Source organism: Nitrospirillum viridazoti CBAmc, assembly GCF_000730165.1.
In the GTDB taxonomy this organism is placed as follows: domain Bacteria; phylum Pseudomonadota; class Alphaproteobacteria; order Azospirillales; family Azospirillaceae; genus Nitrospirillum; species Nitrospirillum viridazoti.
In genome coordinates this window covers 765,475-788,407 of record NZ_CP022112.1, presented here as the reverse complement: position 1 = coordinate 788,407, position 22,933 = coordinate 765,475, and the positions used below count along the sequence as shown (strand labels likewise).

Sequence of the window (22,933 nt, the reverse complement as noted above, 5' to 3'; positions counted from 1 at the left end):
TGCCCCAATTCATTCTGCGCCGCCAATATTCAGGCGTTTCATCTTGTCGTACAGCGTCTTGCGCGGCACGCCCAGCGTTTCCGCCGCCCGGGTCACCTGGCCGCCACTGGCGCGCAAAGCCTCGGTGATCAGATGGCGCTCCACCCCGTCCAGGATGTCGGCCAGGGAGCCGCCCTCGGTCCCCGACCCTTCATCTTCGCCTAGGCCCAGGGCATGACGGTCGGCAGCGTTGCGCAGTTCGCGCACATTGCCCGGCCAGTCCTTCAGCATCAGGGCGCGCAGCAGGGCGGGCGTGGGCTCGGCATAAGGACGGCGGAAGCGGGCGGCCGCCTGCAGGGCGAAGTGCTGGAACAGCAGGGGGATGTCCTCCCGCCGGTCGCGCAAAGGTGGCAAGGTCAGGGTGACGACGCTCAGCCGGTAATAAAGGTCGGCGCGGAACCGGCCGGCGTTGGCCAGGTCCAGCAGGTTTTCCTTGGTGGCCGCCACCACGCGCAGGTCCACCGTCACCCTGTCGTTGCCGCCCAGCCGTTCCAGTGCCCGGTCCTGCAACACCCGCAGCAGCTTGACCTGCAGGGCCGGCGGCATGCTCTCGATCTCATCCAGGAACAGCGTGCCGCGATGGGCGTATTCGATCTTGCCCACCCGGCGCTTGGCGGCCCCGGTGAAGGCGCCGGCCTCATGCCCGAACATCTCGCTTTCGAACATGCTGTCGGGGATGGCGCCGCAATTCACGGCGACGAAGGGAAATGCGGCCCGGGGCCCGCCCTCATGCAGCGCGCGGGCCACCTGTTCCTTGCCCGAGCCCGTCTCGCCCAGCACCAGCACGTCCACATCGGTGCCGGCCAGATCCGCCACCAGGCGACGGGTACGCACCAGGGCCGGGCTTTGGCCCAGCAGATGGTTTTCCACCGCCGCGTTCTGGTCCAGGGCCTGGCGCAGGCGCCGGTTCTCCCGCACCAGGGCGCGCTTCTCCAGGGCGCGGCGGATCACCTCCACGAAATGGTCGGTGACGAAGGGCTTCTCGATGAAGTCGTAGGCGCCGTCCTGCATGGCGCGCACCGCCATGGAGACATCGCCCTGGCCGGTCACCAGCACCACCGGCAGTTCCGCATCCAGCGCCCGTACCCGCGACAGCAGGTCCAGCCCGCTCATCCCCGGCAGGCGCACGTCGGTCACCAAGATGCCGGGCGTGTCGGCCGAGATATCGGCCAGCGCCGCCTCCGCAGTCGGGTAGGTCGTCACGGCCAAACCCGCCAGCTCCAGCGTCTGGCGCACGGTCAGGCGGATGATCTCCTCATCATCCACGAACAGGACTATAGGTGCGATATCAGGTGATTGCGTCATCATGCTCAACTGAAATCAAAGGCAGGGTCAGCAGGAAGACGGCCCCGCCGTCGTCCCCATCGCGGGCCTCCAGCTGCCCGCCATATTCCTGGGCGATGGCCAGGGAGATGGCAAGGCCCAGGCCCAGGCCCTGGCCGCCCGGCTTGGTGGTGACGAAGGGGTCGAACAGCCGGTCGCGCACCGCCGGGTCCAGGCCCGGGCCGTTGTCGGCCACCGTCACCCGCACGGCGGCGCGCTGGTCCAGTAGGGCGGGCACGGCGGTGATGGCGATGTGGGGTTCGGCCACCCCGGCCGTCGCATCCTCCGCGTTGCGGATCAGGTTGACCAGCACCTGTTGCAGCCGCACGGGATCGAAGGCCACCGTCACCTCCGGCACGTCCACCGTCACCTGGACCCGCGCCTCCTTCAGGCGGCGGTCCAGCAAGGCCAGCGCCTCCTGCACCGCGCCGGGCAGGGCAACAGGCTGGGCCGGTCCCTCGCTGCGGCGGGAGAAATTGCGCAGCTGGCTGGAAATCTTGGCCATGCGGTCCACCAGCCCGGCGATGTGGGTCAGGTTCTGGCTGACCTCCGCCTGCCGGCCCTGGTCCAGCAGCAGGCGGGCGTTGTCGGCCAGGGCGCGCAGGGCCGTCAGCGGCTGGTTCAGTTCATGGGTCACGCCCGCCGCCACCTGGCCGATCATGGCCAGCTTGGCGGCCTGCACCAGTTCGGCCTGGGCGTCGCGCAGGTCCGCGGTGCGCGCTTCCACCTGGCGTTCCAGGTCCTGGTAGGCGCGGTCCAGGGCCGCTTTGGCCAGCCGCTGTTCCCGCAGGCGTTTCACCCGCTGGCGTACATAGAGGCCGATGGCCAGCGCCAGCAGCAACAGCAGCGCCAGGCCGATGCGGGCCGTGGCGGCGGCCTGGGCCACGGGGTGGGCGTCTGCGGCCAGCGCGATGGTCCAGCCATAACGGCTGAGCCCCCGTTCCACCAGCAGATCCGGATGGGTCCGGAGGGAGCGGGGCAGCACCAGGGGTGGATGGTCCAGCCCGACATATTCACGGGTCTCATTCAGGTACGTCACGGTGTCCGGGTCCAGCGGCCGGCGGGCGCGGAACTTCCACTCCGGATTGGACGACAAAAAGACGATACCGAAACGGTCGGCCACCAGCACCGCATCGTGAGAGGTGCGCCAGCCATCCTCCAGCGCGTCCAGCACGATCTTGACCGCCAGCACGCCCACGCGACGTCCGTCCCGCTCCACCGGTGCCGCGATGAAATAGCCGGGCAGCCGGGTGACCGTGCCCACGCCATAGAAACGGCCCACGCCCTGGTCACGCGCGTCCCTGAAATAGGGCCGGTAGGAAAAGTCCACGCCCACGTAGCTATCCGGCCGGTTCCAGTTGCTGGACGCCACGGTCCGCCCCTCGGCGTCCATGAGGTACAGGACGGCGGATCCGGCACTTGCGTTCACCGCTTCCAGATAGCGGTTCACACGGTCGACCTCAACCGGGTCGGTATGGCCGAAGCCGGCCGCCGCCAGCGCCGCCACCGCTGGATCCCGCGCAGCGACGGTGGGCAGGTAGTCGAAACGCTCCACCGCGCTGTCCAAGTTGTTGGCGTAGATCTCCAGCCGATGACGGGCGTCGGCGGCCACGGCCTCCACCGCCCGCCGCTCGGCATGGCCTACGGCCAGCACCCATATCCCCACGGCCCCCACCGCCGCCAGCAGCAGCGCCAGGGCGCCGCCGGTGCTCATGCCGCGCAGGCGCGCCGTGAAGGGGAAGGGGCCGGCCAAGTGGGGATCAGTCGGTGGTGAGGCCGGCGCGTTCCGCCGCCTCATGACGCTGCTGCTCCTCCGACACCAGGCGGGACAGTTCGCGCTTCAGCGTGTTGAACTCGGGCGAGGCGGCGTCGCGCGGTCGCGGCATCTCCACCCTGATATCGCGCTTCACAGTGCCGGGGCGGTAGGTCAGGACGACGATGCGGTCAGCCAGGTAGATGGCCTCCTCAATGGAATGGGTGACGAAGACGATGGTCTTGCCCAAGCGCGCCCAGATCTTCAGCAGTTCATCCTGCAGGGAGCGGCGGGTCAGGGCGTCCAGCGCGCCGAAGGGCTCATCCATCAGCAGGACGGGGCTGTCTAGCGCCAGGACGCGCGCGATGGCGACGCGCTGGCGCATGCCGCCGGAGAGATCCTTGGGGAAGCGCTCGCCGAATTCCGACAGGCCCAGCATGTCCAGCAGCTCGCGCACCCTGGCGTCGGCCACATCATTGGCTACGCCCTTGACCTCCAGCCCGAAGCGGACGTTCTTGAAAACCGTCATCCAGGGGAACAGGGCGTATTCCTGGAAGACCATGCCCCGGTCGGGCCCGGGTTCCACCACCGGGCGGCCGCCCACAGTGATGCTGCCCTCCGTGGGGTGGGAGAAGCCGGCGATGGCGTTCAGCAGGGTGGACTTGCCGCAGCCGGAGGGGCCCAGCAGGCAGACGAACTCCCCCGACGCGATGTCCAGGTTGATGTCCTTCAGCGCCACCACCTCGTTCCCCGGGACGGCGAAGCGCTTGTAGACGTGGTTGATCAGGATGTCGGACATGGTTCAGTGCTCCAGCCCGCGGTGCCAGCGCAGCAGATGGTTGTTGATGCGGGTGACGCCGCTGTCGATGGCCAGGCCCAGCAGGCCGATGGTCAGCATGCCGGCGATGATCTTGTCGGACCAGAAATACTCCCGCGCCTCCAGGATGCGGAAGCCCAGGCCGTTGTTCACGGCGATCATCTCCGACACGATCACGACGATGAAGGCGGTGCCGATGCCGATGCGCACGCCCGACAGGATGTAGGGCGTGGCCGCCGGCAGCATGACGCGGCGGAAGATGGTCAGGGGCCCGGCGCCCAAATTGCGGGCGGCGCGTAGATAGATGCCGTCTACCTGGCGCACCCCGGCGATGGTGTTCACCAGCACGGGGAAGAAGGCGCCCAGCGAGATCAGGAAAATGGCCGGTGGGTTGCCCAGGCCGAACCACAGGATGGACAGCGGGATGTAGGCGATGGGCGGAATGGGCCGCAGCACCTCCACCAAGGGGTTCAGCCAACGAAACGCCGCCCGGCTGGCGCCCATGGCCAGGCCCATCGGCAGGGCCAGGATTGCCCCCACCAGGAAGCCCATGACGACGCGATACAGGCTGCCCATGGCGTCCATGATCAGCTCGCCGGAGAACAGCCAGGCGATGTAGCCGCCGTTCGCGGGGTCATATGGCTCGGCCGGGGCGAGATAGGCCCACCAGCGCACGGCCACCGCCACGGGCGAGGGCAGGATCTTCGCGTTGACCAGGCCGGAACTGGACGCCGCCTGCCAGATGGCAAGCAGCACGAGCGGCACGACGGCCCCCTGCAGGGCCGCCAACCAGGTGTTACGCCGCATTCGGGTACTCCCCTTAAAGGCGGAAAGGCGGATGGGAAAAGGCCCGCCGCTTGGCCGGCGGCGGGCCCAGGCGCTTACTGGATGTCAAGGTCTTTCTTGGCGTCGGCCAGCAGGTCCAGCTTCACATAGTCGGTGGCGGTCGGCACCTTGGCCATCTTGGACACGCCATACTTGGCCATGGTCTCGCCCGTGATCTGGATCTGGGCCGGGTCGATGTCATAGCTGTACTGGGCGTTGCCCATGGCGCTGTTGAAGTCGGCCTCGGTCAATTGCTTCTTGAACAGCGTCTCGCGCACGTACTTGGATGCCACCTCCGGCTTGTCGATAAAGGTCTTGGTGGCCTTCACGAAGCAGCGCATGAACTTCTCGGCCACAGCCTTGTGCTTGTCGTGGAACTCCTCCGACATCACCAGGGTGCGTACGGGGCTGCCGATGGCGGTGTCATAGGGTTTCATCACCTCGACACCGAAGCCGCCGTTCACGGCCTGCGAGCCCTGCGGCTCCGTCTGCATGATGGCATCCAGCTGCTTCAGCATCAGGGCCTGGTTCAGGTCCGGATAGTTCAGGTAGATGATCTGCACGTCCTTGCCCGGCTGGTCGGACCAGGTGAGATTGTTCTGCGCCAGCTCGGCGGCCAGCAGCACCTCCTGGATGCCGCCCCGGGTGACGCCCACCTTCTTGCCCTTCAGGTCGGCGACCTTGGTCACCTTGGCCTCGGGCGCCGCCACCAGGCGGGCGCCGCCCTTGGCGAAACCGGCGACGATGTAGATGGGCGCGCCGGCGGCGCGGCCGGAGATGGCGGCCTCCGACGCGGTGGCGCCCACGTCCAGCTCACCGGCCACCATGGCCTGCATGATGTCGGGGCCCTTGGCGAAAATCCGCTCCTCCACCTTGATGCCGCAGTCGGTCAGCATCTGCGTATAGGACACGGCGCCGAAGTGGGCCAGCTTCAGGTTGCCCAGGCGCACCACATCCTCGGCGGCGGCCGGCAAGGCCGACAGCGACAGGGCGGACGCGGCCAGAAGGGCGGCCAACAGGGTCTTTGGGGGCAGGGCTTTCTTGAGCGTCATCTTAAATACCTCCCGGGCTTTGGTGGCCGCCGATCCGCGCCGGCGGTTCCTGGTCGTCTTGGAACTATCGGCAATACTAGCAGAAGCTGTGCCAACCGCCGGGTCAAACCCTCACCGGGAGGGAGAACGGCTTGAAACGCCAGCATCCCTGCCACCGTGCGCGGGTCGGGTCTTAAGCGGGGAAGGGGCGCGGCAACGCCCCGCTGGCGGTTTTTCCGCCACGGCGGGGACGGGGCTGTCACCTTTTCCGCCGCGACCGGGCAGCGGCCGGTCTTGTGCCGTCAAGCGGCGTAGGCGACGGCGGCGAATTGCGCTATGACGGCGTCCAAGCGGCCGCAAGGCCGATGGGGTTCCTGCCTTTCGGAGAGCTTGGATGAACCGTTCCCTATACGCCCTTGGGTACGCCCTGGGCGCGCCTCTGGCGTTGGCCCTGGCCGTCACCGTTTCGCCTGTGGCCATGGCGGCAGAGGCCGCGCACGGCCTGACGCCGATGGAACTGGCGACGATGGACCGCGCCAGCGACGCGCGCGTCTCGCCCGATGGTCGCCTGTTGGCCTTCGACGTCCGCACCGTCGACTACGCCAACAACAAGGCCGCCCACTCCCTGTGGGTGAAAGAGATCGATGGCAAGGGCGACGGCCATCGCCTGGCCATTTCCGATGGCGGCGCCAGCACCCCGCGCTGGTCGGCCGATGGCAAGAGCCTCTATTTCATGTCCGGCCGCTCCGGTAGCCAGCAGGTGTGGAAGACGGATGCGGCTGGCACTCAAGCCACCCAGGTGACCGCCCTGCCGCTGGACGTGGGCAGCTTCAACCTGGCGCCGGACGGCACGCACATCGTCGTCTCCATGGCCGTGTTCCCCGGCACGGAAACGGGCGACAAGCCGGCCAAGCCGGCGGACATCGCCAAGTCCAGCGGCGTGGTGTTCGACAAGGTCTTCGTCCGGCATTGGGATGAATGGGCCGACGGCACCCGCAACCACCTGTTCGCCCTGGCGCTGAACGGCGAGGGAGTGGCCACCGGCGCGCCCGTGCCGCTGATGAAGGGCTTCGACGGCGACGCGCCGGGCAAGCCTTTCGGCGACGACAGCGAAATCACCATCAGCCCGGACGGCAAGACCGTGGTCTTCACCGCCCGCCTGGCCGGCCGCACGGAACCGTGGAGCACCAACCTGGACCTGTGGCAGGTCCCCATGGACGGCAGCACCGCCCCGGTCAACCTGACGGCCGGCAACGCCGCCATGGACACGGGCCCCGTGTTCAGCCCCGACGGGTCCAAGATGGCCTGGCGGGCCATGAAGCGGCCGACCTTCGAGGCCGACCGCTTCGGCATCATGGTGCGCGACCTGAAGAGCGGCGAGACGCGCGAGATCGACCCCAGCTGGGACCGTTCCGCCGACACGCTGGCCTGGACCGCCGATGGCCGCACCCTGCTGACCACGGCCTACGACGTAGGCCAGTCCAAGCTGTTCTCCGTCGACGTGAAGTCGGGTGCCGTGAAGGCGCTGACCGGCGAGGGCCATGTGACGGCCATCGACCTGGTGAAGGGCGGGGACAAGGGCGTGGTCTATATGGCCGACAGCCTGTCCGGCCCGTCGCAGGCCTACAAGGTGTCGCTGAAGGGCGGCAAGGCGGAGCAGCTGACCCATGTGGGCGCCGGGACGCTGGCCAACGTCACCCTGGGCGCCTATGAACAGTTCAGCTTCCCCGGCTGGAACAACGAGACGGTCCACGGCTATGTCGTGAAGCCGGCCAACTACCAGGAAGGCCACAAGTACCCGGTGGCCTTCATCATCCACGGCGGCCCTCAGGGCTCCTTCGGCAACGCCTGGAGCTTCCGCTGGAATCCGCAGGCCTACACCGGTGCGGGCTATGCCGTGGTCATGATCGACTTCCACGGCTCCACCGGCTACGGCCAGGCCTTCACCGACGCCATCAGCCAGCATTGGGGCGACCGCCCGCTGGAAGACCTGCAGAAGGGTTGGGCCGCGGCACTGGCCAAGTACCCCTTCCTGAACGGCGACCGGGCCTGCGCCCTGGGCGCCAGCTACGGCGGCTTCATGATCAACTGGATCGCCGGCAACTGGAACGGCCCGTGGAAGTGCCTGGTCAACCATGACGGCGTCTTCGACAACCGCATGATGGGCTATTCCACCGAGGAGCTGTGGTTCAGCGAGTGGGAGAACGGCGGCAAGGTCTGGGAGAACCCGGCCGGGTACGAGCGGTTCAACCCAGCCAACCATGTCGACCAGTGGGTGAAGCCACAGCTGATCATCCACGGCGGCCGCGACTTCCGCATTCCCTTCGAGCAGGGCCTGGGCGCCTTCACCGCCCTGCAGCGCAAGGGTGTGCCCAGCAAGCTGGTCTACTTCGCCGATGAGAACCACTGGGTGCTGAAGCCCCAGAACTCCGTCCAGTGGCACCAGGAGGTGCTGGGCTGGCTGAATACCTGGACGGCCGAGGCCAAGTAAGGCCAGGCGTCAGCCGAAAGCGAGTGGAGAAGGGGGGCGTCCGTGGGGCGGCCCCTTTTTTGATGGAGCCTTATGGCCGCAATCCCACCTTCTCGATTTTTCGGAAGATTTCGCGGACGGCCTTCCGGCGCAACATGCGTTCGTGAATGATGCCCAGAATTTCGATGACATCTTCCGGCTGATGGCGAAACACAAGGTAATGCCGCGGCTCGGCGACCTGATCATCCGGATTGGGCACATGCCGGCGACTATGGCTGATGTGGTAGAAGCCAACCTCCCGCCGCCCGACTCTTTCCCAAACAATCAAGGGATGGCCGGGGACCTGCGCAACGTCCTTGATGGCTTGGATAATGAGCGTCGAATATCGAAGCTCTGCCGCCAGGCCGAAGTTTTCAGCACTCCATACCAATATATCATCAAGATTAGCACGGGCAGATCGAGTGAGGCGAAATGTGCTCACTTCGATACTCGCGCTCGCGCCTTGCTATGCAGTTCCTCCAGCAGAACCTGCAATCCGTCGTCGCCAGAAATTTCGACGTAATCGCCCCGCTCAATATCCGTAGCCCCCGCCTCGACCACCTTTTCCAAGGCGGCGACATGCGCCTGGTTGATGAGGATATCGTTCTCATAACGACGGAGAGCTTCGCGAACGACCTCGCTGGCGTTCTGGTGGCGCCCCGAGGATACTTGCTCGTCGACGAAGCCGCTTAAGTGAGGTGTGAGGCTAAAATTCCGTCCGCTCATGGCTCACCCTTGTCCATGGTGCTTCTGTCAAAGTTTGATACCACATCGCCGTAGTCCAGCCAATAAAGCGAAACGGGCATTGTTCGGCCTTACCCCGCCCGGCGCGCCCGCTTCATCGCCCCTTCGATATCCGGCAGGAACACTGTCAGGATGCCCAGGGCCGGCAGGTAGGCGCAGATTTTATAGACGGTGGTGATGCTGGTGAGGTCCGCCAGCCAGCCCAGGGCCGCCGCCGCCACACCAGCGACACCAAAGGCCAGGCCGAAGAACAGGCCGGCCACGGTGCCGACCTTGCCCGGCATCAGCTCCTGGGCATAGACGACGATGGCCGGGAAGGCGGAGGCCAGGCAGACGCCGATGACACCGCTCAGCACGCTGGTCCAGAACAGGTTGGCGTAGGGCAGGATCAGGGTAAAGGGCAGCACGCCCAGGATGGACCACCAGATGACATGTTTGCGTCCGAAGCGGTCGCCGATGGGCCCGCCGGCGATGGTGCCGACCGCTGCCGCGCCCAGGAAGATGAACAGGTGCAACTGAGCCGCCTTCACCGACAGGCCGAATGTCTGGATGAGATAGAAGGTGAAGTAACTGGTGATGCTGGCCAGGTAGACATATTTGGAGAAGATCAGCGCCAGCAGGATGGCGAAGGCCAGGCCGACCTGGCGTGGCGTCAGGCCCGTCAGATCCTCCTTCACCGTCTTGGCGGCCTTGGGCTTGGCGTTGCGCTGGTACCACAGGCCGATCTTGGCCAGGACGATCATGCCCAGGAAGGCGGCCAGGGAGAACCAGGCGATGCTGCCCCGGCCGTGCGGCACGATGATGAAGGCAGCCAGCAGCGGCCCCAGGGCGGAACCGGCGTTGCCGCCCACCTGGAACAGCGACTGGGCCAGGCCGTGCCGCCCGCCCGAGGCCATGCGGGCCACGCGGGACGATTCCGGATGGAAGACGGATGAGCCTGTGCCCACCAGGGCCGCCGCCGCCAGCACCAGGGGAAAGCTGGGCGCCGTCGCCAGCAGCACCAGGCCCACCAGGGTGAACCCCATGCCGATGGACAGGGAATAGGGCTTGGGCTTGGCGTCGGTATAAAGGCCGATCAACGGCTGCAGCAGGGAGGCGGTGATCTGGTAGACCAGGGTCACCAGGCCCACCTGGCTGAAGCTGAGGTCGAAGCTGCCCTTCAGGATGGGGTAGATGGCCGGCAGCATGGACTGCATCATGTCGTTCAACAGATGACAGAAGCTGATGGCCCCCAGCACCGAAAACACGGTGCCCCCGGCCTTGGTCCCAATCTGGCCCATGGCCGTCTGCGCCACGGGGGATGGTGCGGACGCACCCACGCTTTCAGCCTGACTCACTGGTGACACTCCCATCCCATGGGGCCGCGTGGCGCCGCGACCTCCCGATTTCCCAACCAGCCCCCTTGCATTTCGGCGGCCGATGGACAAGCTAGCGCGCATGCTGGCGGCCTGCTTTCGTCTTTAGGCCAAACTATTCCGGGACTGGGCCAACCAGGAGAGAGATACGTTTATGGTCCGCGACGTCCGCTCCCAGGTTTACGAGACGGCGCCGCAGCCGGTCTTCGCGCTGGGCAACGACTATCCGCCGGGGCACGTGCTGCCGCCGCACCAGCATCGGCGCTGCCAGCTGCTGTATGTCATCCGGGGCGTCATGACGGTGGCGACCGCGCAGGGCGCCTGGATGGTCCCGGCGGAGCGGGCCGTGTGGATCCCGGCCGGCGTGGTGCATGAGGTGGCGGTGGTGGTGGGCCCCGCCGCGATGCGCAGCCTATACATCGACCCGACCGTGCTGCCGGCTGCGCGCGGGCCCGACACCCTGGCCCCTGGCGGCGGTCGCTGCCAGGTGGTGGGCGTGACGCCGCTGGTGCATGCCCTGCTGATGGAAGCGGCGGAACTGCCGGTGGATGATGTGCCGGCAGAAAGCCGTGGCGGCATGATCATGGCCCTGCTGCTGCATGACCTGGCGTCGCTGCCCGTGCTGCCGTTGTCCATGCCGCTGCCCACCGATGCGCGGTTGGCGGCCCGCTGCCGCGCCTTCGTGGCCGATCCCGACCCGCACGCCACCATCGATGGCTGGGCCCATGAATTGGGCATGAGCCGCCGGTCCTTTACCCGCCAGTTCCGGGGCGAAACCGGCCTCAGCTTCGCCGCCTGGCGCCAGCAAGCCTGCCTGTTCGCGGCCTTGCCCCGGCTGGTGGCGGGGGACCCGGTGACCACCGTGGCGCTGGATCTGGGCTATGACAGCCCCGCCGCCTTCACCAGCATGTTCAAGCGCCTGCTGGGTGTGCCACCCAGCCGTTACCTGCGTGCCTGAACGAACAGGGCGGCCCCCAACCGGATGCCGCCCTGCCCTTAATCCCAGAGGGACCATGCGGAGGGTCAGACCGCCTCGAAGGTGGCGATGGCCGGCGCGCCGGCCATTTGGCCCGTGTAGGTGACGACAAAGGGAACGGGTAGCGCCGGGCCCAGCAGGACGGTGGCGGTGATGATGTATTCCTCACCCTTCGACAGGCCCTGGCCCGTCACGGCGAAGATGGTGACGTTGGGGGAGGGGCCACCCCAGACATAGCTGCCGATGCCCCCCGCGATGTTGGCGCCGTGGCCCGAGATGCGGGTGTTGGTGAATTCAGTCACGCCGGCCATTCCGATCTCCATTTTTCAAAGGGTTGACGCCCAGGACGATGCGTGCCGCAGCGCGCGGCCTTAAATTGTTCGCATGTGCGACAGGGCACGCATAAGGTGTGCCGCAATGCACCAATCGTCAATTTGAAAAGTGGTAGAGCCGAAAAAATTTCTTATTTTGGTTGTATGGCGTCGCATCTGCCGGCTTTACCCATCGATGATGGCGACCGCCCGGGTCCAGCCGGCCGAGGCACCTTTGATCTTGGCCGGGAAGCAGCTGACGGTGAAGCCGGTGGCGGGCAGGGCCTCCAGATTGTACAACTTTTCCAAGTGGCAATAACCGATGTCGCGGCCGGCCTTGTGGCCTTCCCAGATCAGGCCCACGTCCTTGGTCTGGGCGAACTTCTTGGCGGTGTGGGGGAAGGGGGCGTCCCAGCTCCACGCGTCGGTGCCGGTGACACGCACGCCGCGTTCCGTCAGGTATAGCGTCGCCTCCCGCCCCATGCCGCAGCCGGCGCCTAGGAAGTCGGCGTGACCGTAGCGGGAACCGGCCCGCGTGTTGACCAGCACGATGTCCAGCGGCTGCAAGGTATGGCCGATGCGGGCCAGTTCCGCCTCAACCTCCGCCGCGCTGACCACATGGCCGTCGGGCAGGTGGCGGAAGTCCAGCTTCACACCGGGGTTGAAGCACCATTCCAGCGGCACCTCATCGATGGTGATGGCCCGCTCCCCTTTGTTCATGGTGGAGGCGTAGTGCCAGGGCGCGTCCAGATGGGTGCCGTTGTGAGTGGACAGGCGCACGGTCTCGGCTGCCGCGAACTCCGCATCCGGCATGTCGTTGGGATCCAGTTCGGGGAAGAACACCGTCAACTCATGCAGCGTGTCCTTATGCGTCTGGTACTCGATATGTGGGCGCATGAAGGGCGGGTCGGCCACCACGTCGTTGTCGAGGGTGACGGAGATGTCGATGAAGGTGCGGGCCATGCTGCCGGTTCCTGTCTGTACTACCACGGACGACGGGACCGCTCGGGTTTATGACCCGGATACGCTGGTGTCCTTATTCCTCCCGTCTTGGGTCCGCATTAGACCGGGGCGCGAGGGTAAAAGGAAAATCGATAAAACCCATGCGTCGCCATCGACGGGGCAAATAGATCATGCCCCTTCCCCCACCCGCACGCGCGGGATCAGGACCCGCACCAGCAGAAAGGCCAGGCCATAGGCCACGGCGCAATAGATGAACAGCGGGTGATAGCCGCCATGGGCCGACAGCCAGCTGGTGGCCTGCAGAATCAGCACGCCGCCCAGATTGCCACAGAAGGCGCCGACACCGATGGCCGTGCCCACCATGCGCACGGGGAAGGCGTCGGCCGCCAGCGCGAAGACGTTGGTGGAGAACCCCTGGTGCGCCGCCAGCACCAGCCCGACCAACAGCACCGCCGGCCAAGGGCTGTCAGCCCAGAGCGCCAGCGGCAGGGGCAGCACCAGCACGGCCGAGGCCGCCATGGGGATCCAGCGCACCCGGCTGGGCGACACGCCCGCCGCCAGCAGGCGCGCCGGCACGATGCCGCCCAGCAGCGCCCCCACCGTGGCCAGGGCGTAGACCGTGGCCACCGGCGCCCCGATATGGCGCATGTCGAGATCAAAGCGCTGATGGAAGAAGTCCGGCATCCACAGCAGCATGAACCACCAGACCGGGTCGGTCAGGAACTTGGCCCCGGCCACCGCCCAGCAGTGGCGATCGGTCAGCAGGCGCCGCCAGGACCAGGCCGCCTGGTCCTCGACGGGTGCGGCCACGGCCTGAACCCGGGGCCGCGCGGGCAGCAGGAACCAGGCCACCAGCCAGATGAGACCGGCGGCGCCGGTGAGGAAGAAGGTGACGTGCCAGCCCCATTCCAGCGCCAGCCAGGGCAGGATCAGGGGGGTCGCCACCGCGCCCACGTTGGGCGCGGCGTTCATCAGGCCGATGGCGATGGAGCGGCGATCGGCCGGGAACCAGCGCGCCACCGCCTTTGCCGCCGCCGGGGTGTTGGCGGCCTCCGCCACGCCCAGGGCCAGGCGGCAGGCCAGGAACTGCCCGGTGGTGCGGGCGCCGGCATGGGCCATGGCCGCCAAGCTCCACGCCGCCACCGCCAGGGGATAGCCCCAGCGCAGGCCCACCCGGTCGATGAACCAGCCGGCCCCGACCAGGGCCAGCATGCCGGCGGCCTGGAAGGCGGTCATGACCAGGCCGTAATCCTCCTGCGCCCAGCCCAGATCGGCGTCGATCAAGGGCTTCAGCAGGGCCATGCTCTGCCGGTCGGCGTAGTTCAGGGCCGTGGCGGCGAAGACGCAGGCCAGCACCAGCCACGGCGCCCAGCCCAGGGGGCGGCGGGCCGCAAGCTCGGGCGCTTCGGCGGGCGCCTCGGTCACACCGTCCGGGCCGGTGTCGGTCTGCGTCGTCATGCCGTCAGCCTACTCAGAACTTCGTCCGGATGCCCAGGCCCAGGATGCGCTGGGCATCGCGCGGCACGCCCAGGCGCACATAGGTGGTGGAGGGCACGGCGATACCGTTGACCACACTGGTGGCGCTGTCGGGCACCTTGGATACGGCATAGAACTGGTTCAGCAGGTTTTGGGCATAGAGGCGGACGACGAAGCGGTCCTCCGGCGCTGCGAAGTCCACGCCCAGGTTCCAGATGCCGTAGGCCTGCTGGATGGTGGCCGGGGATTCGCCGATGTCCATCTGCTGGTTGGAGCGCCAGGAATAGCTGGTGTCGATGGTCACGCCGACCGGCACGCTGTCGGGCAGGGGCAGCTTGTAGGCCGCGTCCGCCGTCAGCTTCCATTTGGGCGCATAAGGTAGCACCTTGCCATTGGGGTAATAGCAGGTGGCCGGCGCGCCGGTGGGGCAGGCGAACTGCACGATGGTGGCGTCAGTGTAGGCGGCACCCCCGTTCAGCGTCAGGCCGGGCAGGGGCCGCGTCAGGAAATCCAGTTCCACGCCCTGGGTGCGGACCGTGCCGGCGTTGACCAAGGTGCTGACCACGGCGCCATTGATGTTGGTGAAGCTGTTGGTCTGGAAGCCGTCGATGTCGTCGCGGAACAGCGCCAGGCTGGCCACGACCTTGTTGTCCAAGGCGGAGGTCTTCAGCCCCACCTCATAGGCGTTGGAGGTTTCCGGCGACAGGCGGCCGGTGTTGTTGGCCGCCATGTTGAAGAAGATGTTGTAGGCCGGCCCCTTGTAGCCCTGGGAATAGGTGAAGTAAGCCATGGTGTTGGGGCCGAGGTCGTACTGCACGCCCGCCTTGGCCGACGCGTCGTTGCGGCTGTAGTTGTTGGCGCTGGCGAAGCTGGCGCCGATGCCGGCGAAACCGGTGGCGGTGGCCACGCGCTGGAAGGTGTAGTCCAGCTCGTCATGTGTCAGGCGGCCGCCGAAGGTCAGGCGGAAATCGTCGGTGATGTGATAGGTACCCTGGCCGAACAGCGCCTCGTTGTTGGTGGTCACGCTGTCCACCGCCGTGCCGGAGGCGCGGGCGTAGGTGGAACTGCCGGACGCGCACGGGATGTTGCCGTTGCCCAGCGCCGCCAGGGTGGAGGCGGTGCAGGTGACGTCCGACCGGATGAAGCGTTCCTTGGTGTCGGTATGGAAGAAGAAGAACCCGCCGACATAATCGAACCGGCCCCCCAGGTCGGAGGCATAGCGCAGTTCCTGCGAATACTGGTTCAGGTCGACATAGCCGTGGTCGGTCAGGCTGGTGCTGCCGCCGGGCACGGACGATCCCACGTAGGCCGGGTAGCTGGCGGTGAAATCACCGTCCCGGGTTTCCACATTGTGCCAGCCGCGCCAGGCGGAGATGGAGGTGAAGGTCCCCGCCGGCAACGCCCAGTCCACCTGGACGGAGGCGCCGAAGTTGCGATCCTTGGTGTGGGGGTCGACGTCGTTGTTGATGTCTTTGTTGGTCGCCGAGGGATACACGGGCGACAAGGCCGGGATCAGGCCGCGTACGTTGGCAGCGCTGTTGGAGATGATCTGGATGGATTCGGCGCAGCAATTGTCGTCGGCCTCGGCATAGTCGCCGATGAAGGTGACCTTGACCGCGTCGGTGGGCGTCCACTGCAGCTTGGCCCGGGCGCCCTTGTGGTCATAGCCATTGATGTCGTGGCCGTTGTGGACATTGCGGCCGTTGCCGTCGGCGTGACCATAAAACGCCGCCAGCTGGGCCACGAGGTCGCTGCTGATGGGGGCGGAGACGCTGCTGCGCAGCCGTACCTCGCCATTGTCGGCGCCGGATGCCTCGGCATAGCCGCCGAAGCTGGGCTTGGGCTCTGCCGTCACGATGTTGATGACGCCGGCCGACGCGTTCTTGCCGAACAACGTCCCCTGGGGTCCCCGCAGCACCTCCACCCGGTCGATGTCCAGCAGGTCGGTCACCGCCATGCCGGAACGGGCGTAGACTACGCCGTCCACCACGGTGGACACGCTGGGCTCGGCACCCGAGCTGAACGACAGGGTGCCGATGCCGCGGATGTTGAGGGCGGAGTTCTTGTTGGTGGTGCCTTTGCGGAAGGTCACGCCCGGCACCAGGTTGGGTAGGGATTCCGAAGTGCTGACGCCGGCATGGGCCAGGGCGTCGCCCGTCACCACCGACATCGCGACCGGAACCGAGGTCAGGTTCTCCCCCCGCTTCTGCGCCGTCACGATGATCTCGGTCAGCGCGTCGTCATCCGTGGACGTGGCCTCGGCCGCATGGGCAGCGCCCGCCAGGGACAGCGCCAGCGCGGCGGTTCCCAGCAGACGGAATGACAAACCTACTTTACGCGACTGTTCGATGGCGGCCCTGTTGGCGATCTTCATCCCTCGAACTCCCCTTCTGCTGCATTATTTCACATCATATAATGTGTTTATTGAAGATTATTCACGGACATATTCAGCATACAAATTAACGCGGTCAACGAACTTCACTGCTAATTCGGACAATTGCCGTATGCGTGATGGACATTCCACACAAAAAATCAGTTGAACTGGAAACCGGTGGGGTGGAGAGTGTGCGGGCCTGGGCAGGGGCCTTGCCGGACCTTGCCTCGTGTCACGAATTCCGCTTCATGTTCAGGGGCTTAACCATTCTGGTCCCCAGGCATGCCAGCCAGATGGAAAGGCCTGAGCCCCCATGTCGAACACCGCATCCCCGTCCTCCCAGACGTCGTTATCGGCCGCCCCCCGTTGTGAGGTGAGCTGGTTTTCTGCCCTCTGCGACGACGACTACGAATTCCTGGGGGTGCGCGATCCGGCCCTGCTGTCCAGTTTCGAGCACTGTCGGAACATCGTGCTGACGGCGGAAAAGGGAGGATACGATAACATCCTTCTACCCTCCGGCTACAGCCTGGGCATCGACACCACCGCCTTCGCCGCCGCCATGGCGCCGCTATTGCGCCGGCTGAAGCTGCTGGTGGCTATCCGCTGTGGTGAGATGTGGCCGCCGCAGCTGGCGCGCCAATTGGCGACGCTGGACCAGATGCTGCAGGGGCGGCTCAGCATCAACATCATTTCCAGCGACATGCCGGGCGAGACACTGCCCAGCGCCGCCCGCTACACCCGCACGACGGAACTGATGGCCCTGCTGCGCAGCCTGTTGAATGGAGAGGCGGTGGACTTCAAGGGCGAGTTCTATCAGGTCGCGGTCGAGCCGCCGCGCGTGCGGCCCGTCAGCGGGAAGGCGCCGCTGTTCTACTTCGGCGGCCTGTCGGATGACGCGCGCGAGGCTGCGGCCAAGGGGGCGGACGTTTACCTGATGTGGCCGGACCGCCTGGGCGAGGTAAAGGCCATCGTCGACGACCTGTCGGCCCGCGCCGCCCGCCACGGCCGTACGCTGCGCTTCGGCTACCGCGTCCACGTGGTGGTGCGCGAGACGGAGGCGGCGGCGCGGGCGGCGGCCGACCGCCTGCTATCCCACCTGGACGCGGCGGAGGGGGAACGCATCCGCAAGCAGTCGCTGGACAGCGCCTCGCTGGGCGTCAGCCGCCAGGCGGGCCTGCGCGAAGCCTCGGACACCGACGGCTATGTCGAGGAAAACCTGTGGACCGGCATCGGCCGCGCCCGCTCCGGCTGCGGCGCTGCCATCGTCGGCGATCCGGACCAAGTGCTGGCCAAGCTGCGGGCCTATCAGGCGGCGGGGATCGAGGCCTTCATCCTGTCAGGCTATCCCCATGCGCGGGAATGCGACCTGTTCGCCCGCCATGTCCTGCCACATTTGAACCATGGCCCCCTTTAAAAGCATTCTTTGAAGGGGAACATCTGTTTCCTTAACCCCAGCCGCAACCGCCGGTATACAGGCGGCTTGCGGCTGGAATTGGGGATGTGTCGGCCATGGCTGTGGAAAAGTACCGGGAACGTGTGAAGTCCGAAAAGCGCGCCGCGGCCTTGGCCGCCGCCGGCCGGGCCTTCCTGTCGCACGGCTACGACCGCACCACCCTGGCGCATGTGGCCAGGGAGGCAGGTATCTCCACCGGCACCCTGTTCAAGCACTTCCCCACCAAGGCCGCCCTGTTCGAAGGCATCATGGAGGAATTGTGGGAGGTTGATCCGGAGCTGCAGCGTCCGCTGCCGCCGGCCGGCAACCCCACCGCCGGGCTGACCGCCATCGGCCACGATTATGCCGGCAAGCTGCGCCAGCCCGATACCGGCCCCCTGTTCCGCGTCATCATCGCGGAGGCGCCGCGTTTCCCGGAGCTTGGCCAGGCGCTGTTCCTGCGGGGCAAGGCACCCTACCTCAACCGCCTGCATGCCTACCTGCGGTCCGAGATTGCGGCCGGCACCATGGACATCCATGACGTGCCCCTGGCGGCGCGCCAGTTCCTGGGCATGATCAACGACCTGATCTTCTGGCCCACCTTCCTGGCCGCGGACCAGGTGGTGGACGATGCCGAAGTGGGCCGGGTGATCGACGAGGCGGTGCGGACCCTGCTGGCCCGATACGGCCGGCCCCTCAAGGACGGGGCGGCACGGCCGGTGTGAGCCGCTGGGCGAACAACCACTCCCGCCAGCCGGGCGCTAGAATCATGTCTGGCGGCACCCGGTGCGCCATCCCCTGATAACGCACGAAGACGGGCGCACCGCCGGCCGCGGCCACCGCCTCCGCCCAGGCATGGTCGGGGGCGTAAGGGTTCTCGGTGTCCTGGTCACCATGCACCTGCAGGGTGGGCACGGTCGCCACCCCGGCGGCCTGGGCCCGGTCCGGCGGCACGGACGAGAAGGCGACCGCCGCGGCGAAGCGCCCGGGCTTGGCCACCAGCGCGTCCAGCGCCGCCGACGCCCCCATGGAGAAACCGATGACATAGATCCGCGCCGGGTCGACCGGCAGACGGCCCGCCAGGTCGTCCACCAAAGCCAGCACCGCGGACAGGGAGGCGCCGGGGCGGGATGCCAACAGGCCGTCGCCGCCGGAGGCGTAGTCGGCGCTGCGCGCGTCCACCTGCGGCACCACTACATAAGCGGGGAAGCGGCGGCGCAGGTCGGGCAGGGCCCAGGCCTTGGCGAAGCCGGTCATTTGTCCGGCATTGTCCTGTCCGATGCTGCCGGAGCCGTGCAGGACCACCACCAGGGGCAGCTTGGCCAGCGCCGGCTGGGACGCCACCACCGTGGCCGGGGCCAGCAGGCGATAGGGCACGGTGCGACCGTCCGGGGCGGTATAGGTCTTGGCTACGAAGTCGTCGCTGAGCGCCGCCTTGATGATCTCGTCCACCGCCTTGAGGTCGGCCGGCAGCGGCGCATAGGGCAGGGTCCGTTCCTCGATGCGGCCGGCCTCCGCCTGGGCTCCTGACGCCAGCGCCATCATCGACAACGCCACCAAACCTGTCCGCAGCACGGCCGTTCTCTCCCTCAGTCCGCCAGTAACATGGGGGCGCGGCCATCGACCAGCAAGCGGTCACTGTCATCCTTCAGGGCCACACCCGTCACCTGGCGGCGCAGCGCCTGGCGCAGCAGCCAGGCCAGCTTGAAGGCCGCCAGGTCGTGGGACAGGCCGCCGTCGCGAATATTGGATAGGCAGTTGCGTTCGGCATCCAGGCGGCCAGGCGCGGGATTCAGGGTGAGGTAGACGCCCAGGCTGTCGGGGGCGGACAGGCCCGGTCTCTCGCCAATCAGCACGGCCACGGCACGGGCGCCCAGCGCCTGGCCCACCGCGTCGCCCAGGGCCACCCGCGCCTGGGACGCCACCACCACCGGCGCCAGGCGCCAGCCCTCCTGCCGGACCCAGGGCAGGAAAGCGGTCAGCAGGGGCAGGGCCTGGCGATGCACCGCCGTCGCCGACAGGCCGTCGGCGATGATGATGGCCAGGTCCGGACTGGTCAGGGGCAAGGCCGTCAGCGCCTGCCGGCCCGCCGGATCCAGCAGGCGGCCCAGATCCGGGCGGTTGAGGTAGGTGGCGCGGTCGGGTGCGGCGCTGTGCACCGCCACCGGCGCCAGATCCAAGGCCGCCAGTTGCTCCACCAGGCCGGCGGCGTCGAACGGGGTGTGTACGGCGTCGCGCGCCTGGGCGTGGGCCAGGGCGAAGCGCAGCACCTCCGCCGTCGGCAGGCTGTCGCCCGCGCGGCCCAGGGCGATGCGCGCCGGCGTGGCGGCGGCCAGGTGCGCCCAGGCGTCGGGCATGACCGTCGGCTTGTCCATCAGCGTCACCCCCGCAGCAAAGGCTGGCTGGGCGGCTGGGGCAGGGGCCGGCCATCGGCGCCGGTGATGCCCATGGCGGCCAGCCAGGCCTCGAACTCCGGCGCGCGCTTCAGGCCCAGCAGGCGGCGGACATAAAGGGCGTCGTGGAAGGAGGTGGACTGGTAGTTCAGCATGACGTCGTCCGCCCCCGGCACGCCCATGACGTAGGACACGCCGGCGGTGGCCAGCAGGGTCAGCAGCGTGTCCATGTCATCCTGGTCGGCCTCGGCATGGTTGGTGTAGCAGACGTCGCAGCCCAGCGGCAGGCCCAGCAGCTTGCCGCAGAAATGGTCCTCCAGCCCGGCGCGGATGATCTGCTTGCCGTCATAGAGGTATTCCGGCCCGATGAAGCCCACCACCGTGTTGACCAGCAGGGGACGGAACTCCCGCGCCACGGCGTAGGCCCGCGCCTCCAGCGTCTGCTGGTCCACGCCATGGTGGGCGCCGGCGGACAGGGCGCTGCCCTGGCCGGTCTCGAAATATAGGGCGTTGTCGCCCACGGTGCCGCGCTTCAGCGCCTGGGCCGCCTCCATGCCCTCACGCAGCAAGGCCAGGTTGACGCCGAAGCCCTGGTTGGCCGCCTGGGTGCCCGCCACCGACTGGAACACCAGATCCAGCGGCACGCCCCGGTTCATCAGTTCGATGCTGGTGGTGACATGGGTCAGGATGCAGGCCTGGGTGGGAATGGCAAAGCGCTGGATGACGCCGTCGATCAGGCGGGCCAGGTCGGCCAGCACCGACAGGCTGTCCGATACCGGGTTCAGGCCGATCACGGCGTCGCCGCAGCCATAGAGCAGCCCGTCCAGGATGCTGGCCGCCACGCCGGCGGGGTCGTCCGCCGGGTGGTTGGGCTGCAGCCGCACAGCCAGCGTGCCGGGCAGGCCGATGGTGTTGCGGAAGCGGGTGACGACACTGCACTTCCGCGCCGCCAGGATCAGATCCTGGTTGCGCATGATCTTGGACACGGCCGCCGCCATCTCCGGCGTCAGGCCGGGGGCGAGCACGGCCAGCGCGCCCGTCGTCGCCTGATCCGACAGCAGATAGTCGCGGAAGCCGCCGACCGTCAGGTGCGACACCGGGGCGAAGGCCGCGGCATCGTGCCGGTCCAGGATCAGGCGGGTGACCTCATCCTCCTCATAGGGCACCAGCGCCTCGGTCAGGAAAGTCTTCAGCGGCAGGTCGGCCAGGCACATCTTGGCCGCCACGTTTTCCTCGGCCGACTGGGCGGCGATGCCGGCCAGCCGGTCGCCCGATCGGGGGGGCGTCGCCTTGGCCATCAGATCCTTGAGATCGGTGAATGTCCAGGTTCGGGCGCCCAAGGCGATGCGGTACGGCGCGCGTCCAACCAAGCCCACATCTCCCCTCACAGGATTCACGGCAGGGCCGATCATGACATCGAATGCCGGCGTGGAGAAGGTGGCCGCGCGACGAGTGGCCCCAACCGGGCACCGGCAAGCGGCCTGGGGCGCCGGCCCACGTCCTGGTATTTTGGGCCATGGACTGGAGGGGGGCAGGGGCATGAACGGATCGATGTATTCCGCCGCCGTCGGGGCGTGGCTTTTCCTGGCGGGCACGGCCATGGCCCAGGGGCCGGTGTCGCTGGCGCTCGACACGTCGGAGGCGGACGAAGCCCTGCGCATCCTGGACAAGAGCGCGGCGCATGAGCCGGTCACGACGGCGGATTGGAACCGCCTGTTCGCGACACGGCCCTATCAGTGGCTGAAGGCCCGGGAGGCGGCGATGGGACGCCCCCTTTCCGACGAGGACTTCCAGCGCTTCCTGTTGTCGGCGGAAGCGGCGGCGCAGCGGTCGGATTGGGCATCGACCCTGGCCGCCATGAAACAAGCGGACATGGCCCGGCTGGGCGCCGGGGTCCTGGCATGGTTGCCGCCGGGCGCCAGCATCCACGCCCAGGTGTTCCCGGAAATCAAGCCGCAGCGCAACAGCTTCGTGTGGAAAAAGCCCGCCACGGCGGCGGATGATGGCGGTGGCCCGGCCATCTTCCTGGCCGTCAACCATCAGTCGCGGGACCAGTTCGAGAACACGGTGGCCCATGAATGCCACCACATCGGCCTGGAAAGCCTGGCGGCCCGGCAGGAAGAATTGCAGGCGGGGCTGCCCGCCAATGTGAAACGCGCCGTGAACTGGCTCAGCGCCTTCGGGGAGGGGGAGGCCATGCTGGCCGCCGCCGGCGCCGACCGGCATCCCCACTGGGAGGACGACGCCCCCGTCCGCGCCCGCTGGGACGGTGACATGCAGCGCTTCGCCGCCGACCTCGACGCCATCCAGCAACTGCTGCTGGACATCCTGGACGACAAGCTGATCCAGGACGCGGACATCATGAAGCGCGCGGCCCCCTTCTGGGGCGATGCCCAGGGCGCCTGGTACACCGTGGGCTATGAGATGGCCGTGCTGGTGGAAAAGCGTTTCGGCCGCGCGGCCTTCAACGATTGCCTGCTCGACCCGCGCAAGCTGCTGGAACTCTACAACCAGGTGGCGCAGGAGGCCAACGCGCACGGCGCGCGGCTCGCCACTTGGTCGCCGGATTTGCTGAAACGGCTGCAAGGCGCCTAACCACCAGGCACCGAACG

20 protein-coding genes are annotated in these 22,933 nt (G+C 67.4%); 5 read left to right on the top strand and 15 right to left on the bottom strand.

Annotated elements, in window-relative coordinates:
* Nucleotides 1-9: 9 nt before the first annotated feature.
* From Y958_RS25260 to Y958_RS25240, 5 genes are all read right to left on the bottom strand, one after another.
* On the bottom strand, nt 10-1,344 hold the full coding sequence (locus Y958_RS25260; protein ID WP_004271838.1) for a sigma-54-dependent transcriptional regulator: 1,335 nt from the start codon (nt 1,342-1,344) through the stop codon (nt 10-12).
* Nucleotides 1,328-3,160, bottom strand: coding sequence for an ATP-binding protein (locus Y958_RS25255; protein ID WP_088874662.1), 1,833 nt, complete (start codon nt 3,158-3,160; stop codon nt 1,328-1,330). Before Y958_RS25255 ends, Y958_RS25260 begins: the two co-directional genes overlap by 17 nt.
* On the bottom strand, nt 3,123-3,914 hold the full coding sequence (locus Y958_RS25250) for an ABC transporter ATP-binding protein (RefSeq protein WP_088874661.1): 792 nt from the start codon (nt 3,912-3,914) through the stop codon (nt 3,123-3,125). The genes Y958_RS25255 and Y958_RS25250 overlap by 38 nt, the downstream gene beginning before the upstream one ends.
* A 3-nt stretch (nt 3,915-3,917) precedes the next feature.
* Nucleotides 3,918-4,739 carry an ABC transporter permease gene (locus Y958_RS25245; protein ID WP_040850280.1) on the bottom strand — a complete coding sequence of 274 codons (822 nt, stop codon included), beginning with the start codon at nt 4,737-4,739 and terminating at the stop codon, nt 3,918-3,920.
* 74 nt (nt 4,740-4,813) lie between these two features.
* On the bottom strand, nt 4,814-5,809 hold the full coding sequence (locus tag Y958_RS25240; protein ID WP_088874660.1) for an ABC transporter substrate-binding protein: 996 nt from the start codon (nt 5,807-5,809) through the stop codon (nt 4,814-4,816).
* 373 nt (nt 5,810-6,182) lie between these two features.
* On the opposite strand from Y958_RS25240, the gene Y958_RS25235 reads away from it, so the two are divergent.
* Entirely contained in the window at nt 6,183-8,279 is a 2,097-nt protein-coding gene (locus tag Y958_RS25235) for a S9 family peptidase (protein WP_088874659.1), read from the top strand.
* A gap of 70 nt (nt 8,280-8,349) precedes the next feature.
* On the opposite strand, the gene Y958_RS25230 is transcribed toward Y958_RS25235, so the two are convergent.
* The 3 genes from Y958_RS25230 to Y958_RS25220 form a co-directional block, all read right to left on the bottom strand.
* Nucleotides 8,350-8,739, bottom strand: coding sequence for a type II toxin-antitoxin system RelE/ParE family toxin (locus Y958_RS25230; protein WP_186291607.1), 390 nt, complete (start codon nt 8,737-8,739; stop codon nt 8,350-8,352).
* Nucleotides 8,736-9,023 (bottom strand): type II toxin-antitoxin system ParD family antitoxin, encoded by a 288-nt coding sequence (locus tag Y958_RS25225; RefSeq protein WP_088874657.1) that lies wholly within the window; start codon nt 9,021-9,023, stop codon nt 8,736-8,738. The genes Y958_RS25230 and Y958_RS25225 overlap by 4 nt, the downstream gene beginning before the upstream one ends.
* Before the next feature lie 89 nt (nt 9,024-9,112).
* The gene (locus tag Y958_RS25220) at nt 9,113-10,378 is read right to left on the bottom strand and encodes an MFS transporter (RefSeq protein WP_338039515.1); all 1,266 of its coding nucleotides are present in this window, start codon (nt 10,376-10,378) and stop codon (nt 9,113-9,115) included.
* A gap of 172 nt (nt 10,379-10,550) precedes the next feature.
* Here Y958_RS25220 and Y958_RS25215 point away from each other — a divergent pair, with 172 nt between their 5' ends.
* A complete protein-coding gene (locus Y958_RS25215; RefSeq protein ID WP_088874656.1) occupies nt 10,551-11,354 on the top strand; it encodes an AraC family transcriptional regulator in 804 nt (267 codons plus the stop codon).
* Nucleotides 11,355-11,419: 65 nt separating this feature from the next.
* Here Y958_RS25215 and Y958_RS25210 read toward each other — a convergent pair whose 3' ends face one another.
* The 4 genes from Y958_RS25210 to Y958_RS25195 all read right to left on the bottom strand — a co-directional run bounded on the left by Y958_RS25210 (nt 11,420) and on the right by Y958_RS25195 (nt 16,496).
* Nucleotides 11,420-11,683, bottom strand: coding sequence for a hypothetical protein (locus Y958_RS25210; RefSeq protein WP_040850272.1), 264 nt, complete (start codon nt 11,681-11,683; stop codon nt 11,420-11,422).
* 186 nt (nt 11,684-11,869) lie between these two features.
* A complete protein-coding gene (locus Y958_RS25205) occupies nt 11,870-12,646 on the bottom strand; it encodes a cyclase family protein (protein ID WP_040850271.1) in 777 nt (258 codons plus the stop codon).
* A 168-nt stretch (nt 12,647-12,814) separates the two neighbouring features.
* On the bottom strand, nt 12,815-14,104 hold the full coding sequence (locus Y958_RS25200; RefSeq protein WP_088874655.1) for an MFS transporter: 1,290 nt from the start codon (nt 14,102-14,104) through the stop codon (nt 12,815-12,817).
* Nucleotides 14,105-14,117: 13 nt separating this feature from the next.
* Entirely contained in the window at nt 14,118-16,496 is a 2,379-nt protein-coding gene (locus Y958_RS25195) for a TonB-dependent receptor (RefSeq protein ID WP_088874654.1), read from the bottom strand.
* A 373-nt stretch (nt 16,497-16,869) separates the two neighbouring features.
* On the opposite strand from Y958_RS25195, the gene Y958_RS25190 reads away from it, so the two are divergent.
* Nucleotides 16,870-17,910: an LLM class flavin-dependent oxidoreductase gene (locus Y958_RS25190; RefSeq protein ID WP_211098779.1), complete on the top strand. Its 1,041-nt coding sequence runs from the start codon at nt 16,870-16,872 to the stop codon at nt 17,908-17,910.
* Between the two features lie 95 nt (nt 17,911-18,005).
* On the top strand, nt 18,006-18,653 hold the full coding sequence (locus Y958_RS25185) for a TetR/AcrR family transcriptional regulator (RefSeq protein WP_088875230.1): 648 nt from the start codon (nt 18,006-18,008) through the stop codon (nt 18,651-18,653).
* On the opposite strand, the gene Y958_RS25180 is transcribed toward Y958_RS25185, so the two are convergent.
* The 3 genes from Y958_RS25180 to Y958_RS25170 are packed head-to-tail and all read right to left on the bottom strand — an operon-like array spanning nt 18,625 to nt 21,619.
* Nucleotides 18,625-19,503 carry a carboxylesterase family protein gene (locus tag Y958_RS25180; RefSeq protein ID WP_145727620.1) on the bottom strand — a complete coding sequence of 293 codons (879 nt, stop codon included), beginning with the start codon at nt 19,501-19,503 and terminating at the stop codon, nt 18,625-18,627. The genes Y958_RS25185 and Y958_RS25180 overlap by 29 nt on opposite strands.
* 14 nt (nt 19,504-19,517) lie before the next feature.
* The gene (gene eutC / locus Y958_RS25175; protein ID WP_088874651.1) at nt 19,518-20,303 is read right to left on the bottom strand and encodes an ethanolamine ammonia-lyase subunit EutC; all 786 of its coding nucleotides are present in this window, start codon (nt 20,301-20,303) and stop codon (nt 19,518-19,520) included.
* 5 nt (nt 20,304-20,308) lie between these two features.
* Nucleotides 20,309-21,619, bottom strand: a complete 1,311-nt coding sequence (locus Y958_RS25170) for an ethanolamine ammonia-lyase subunit EutB (RefSeq protein WP_244909691.1) — start codon at nt 21,617-21,619, stop codon at nt 20,309-20,311.
* A gap of 241 nt (nt 21,620-21,860) precedes the next feature.
* Between Y958_RS25170 and Y958_RS25165 the strand changes: the two genes are divergently transcribed.
* Nucleotides 21,861-22,916, top strand: a complete 1,056-nt coding sequence (locus Y958_RS25165) for a DUF5700 domain-containing putative Zn-dependent protease (protein WP_145727621.1) — start codon at nt 21,861-21,863, stop codon at nt 22,914-22,916.
* Nucleotides 22,917-22,933 lie beyond the last annotated feature (17 nt).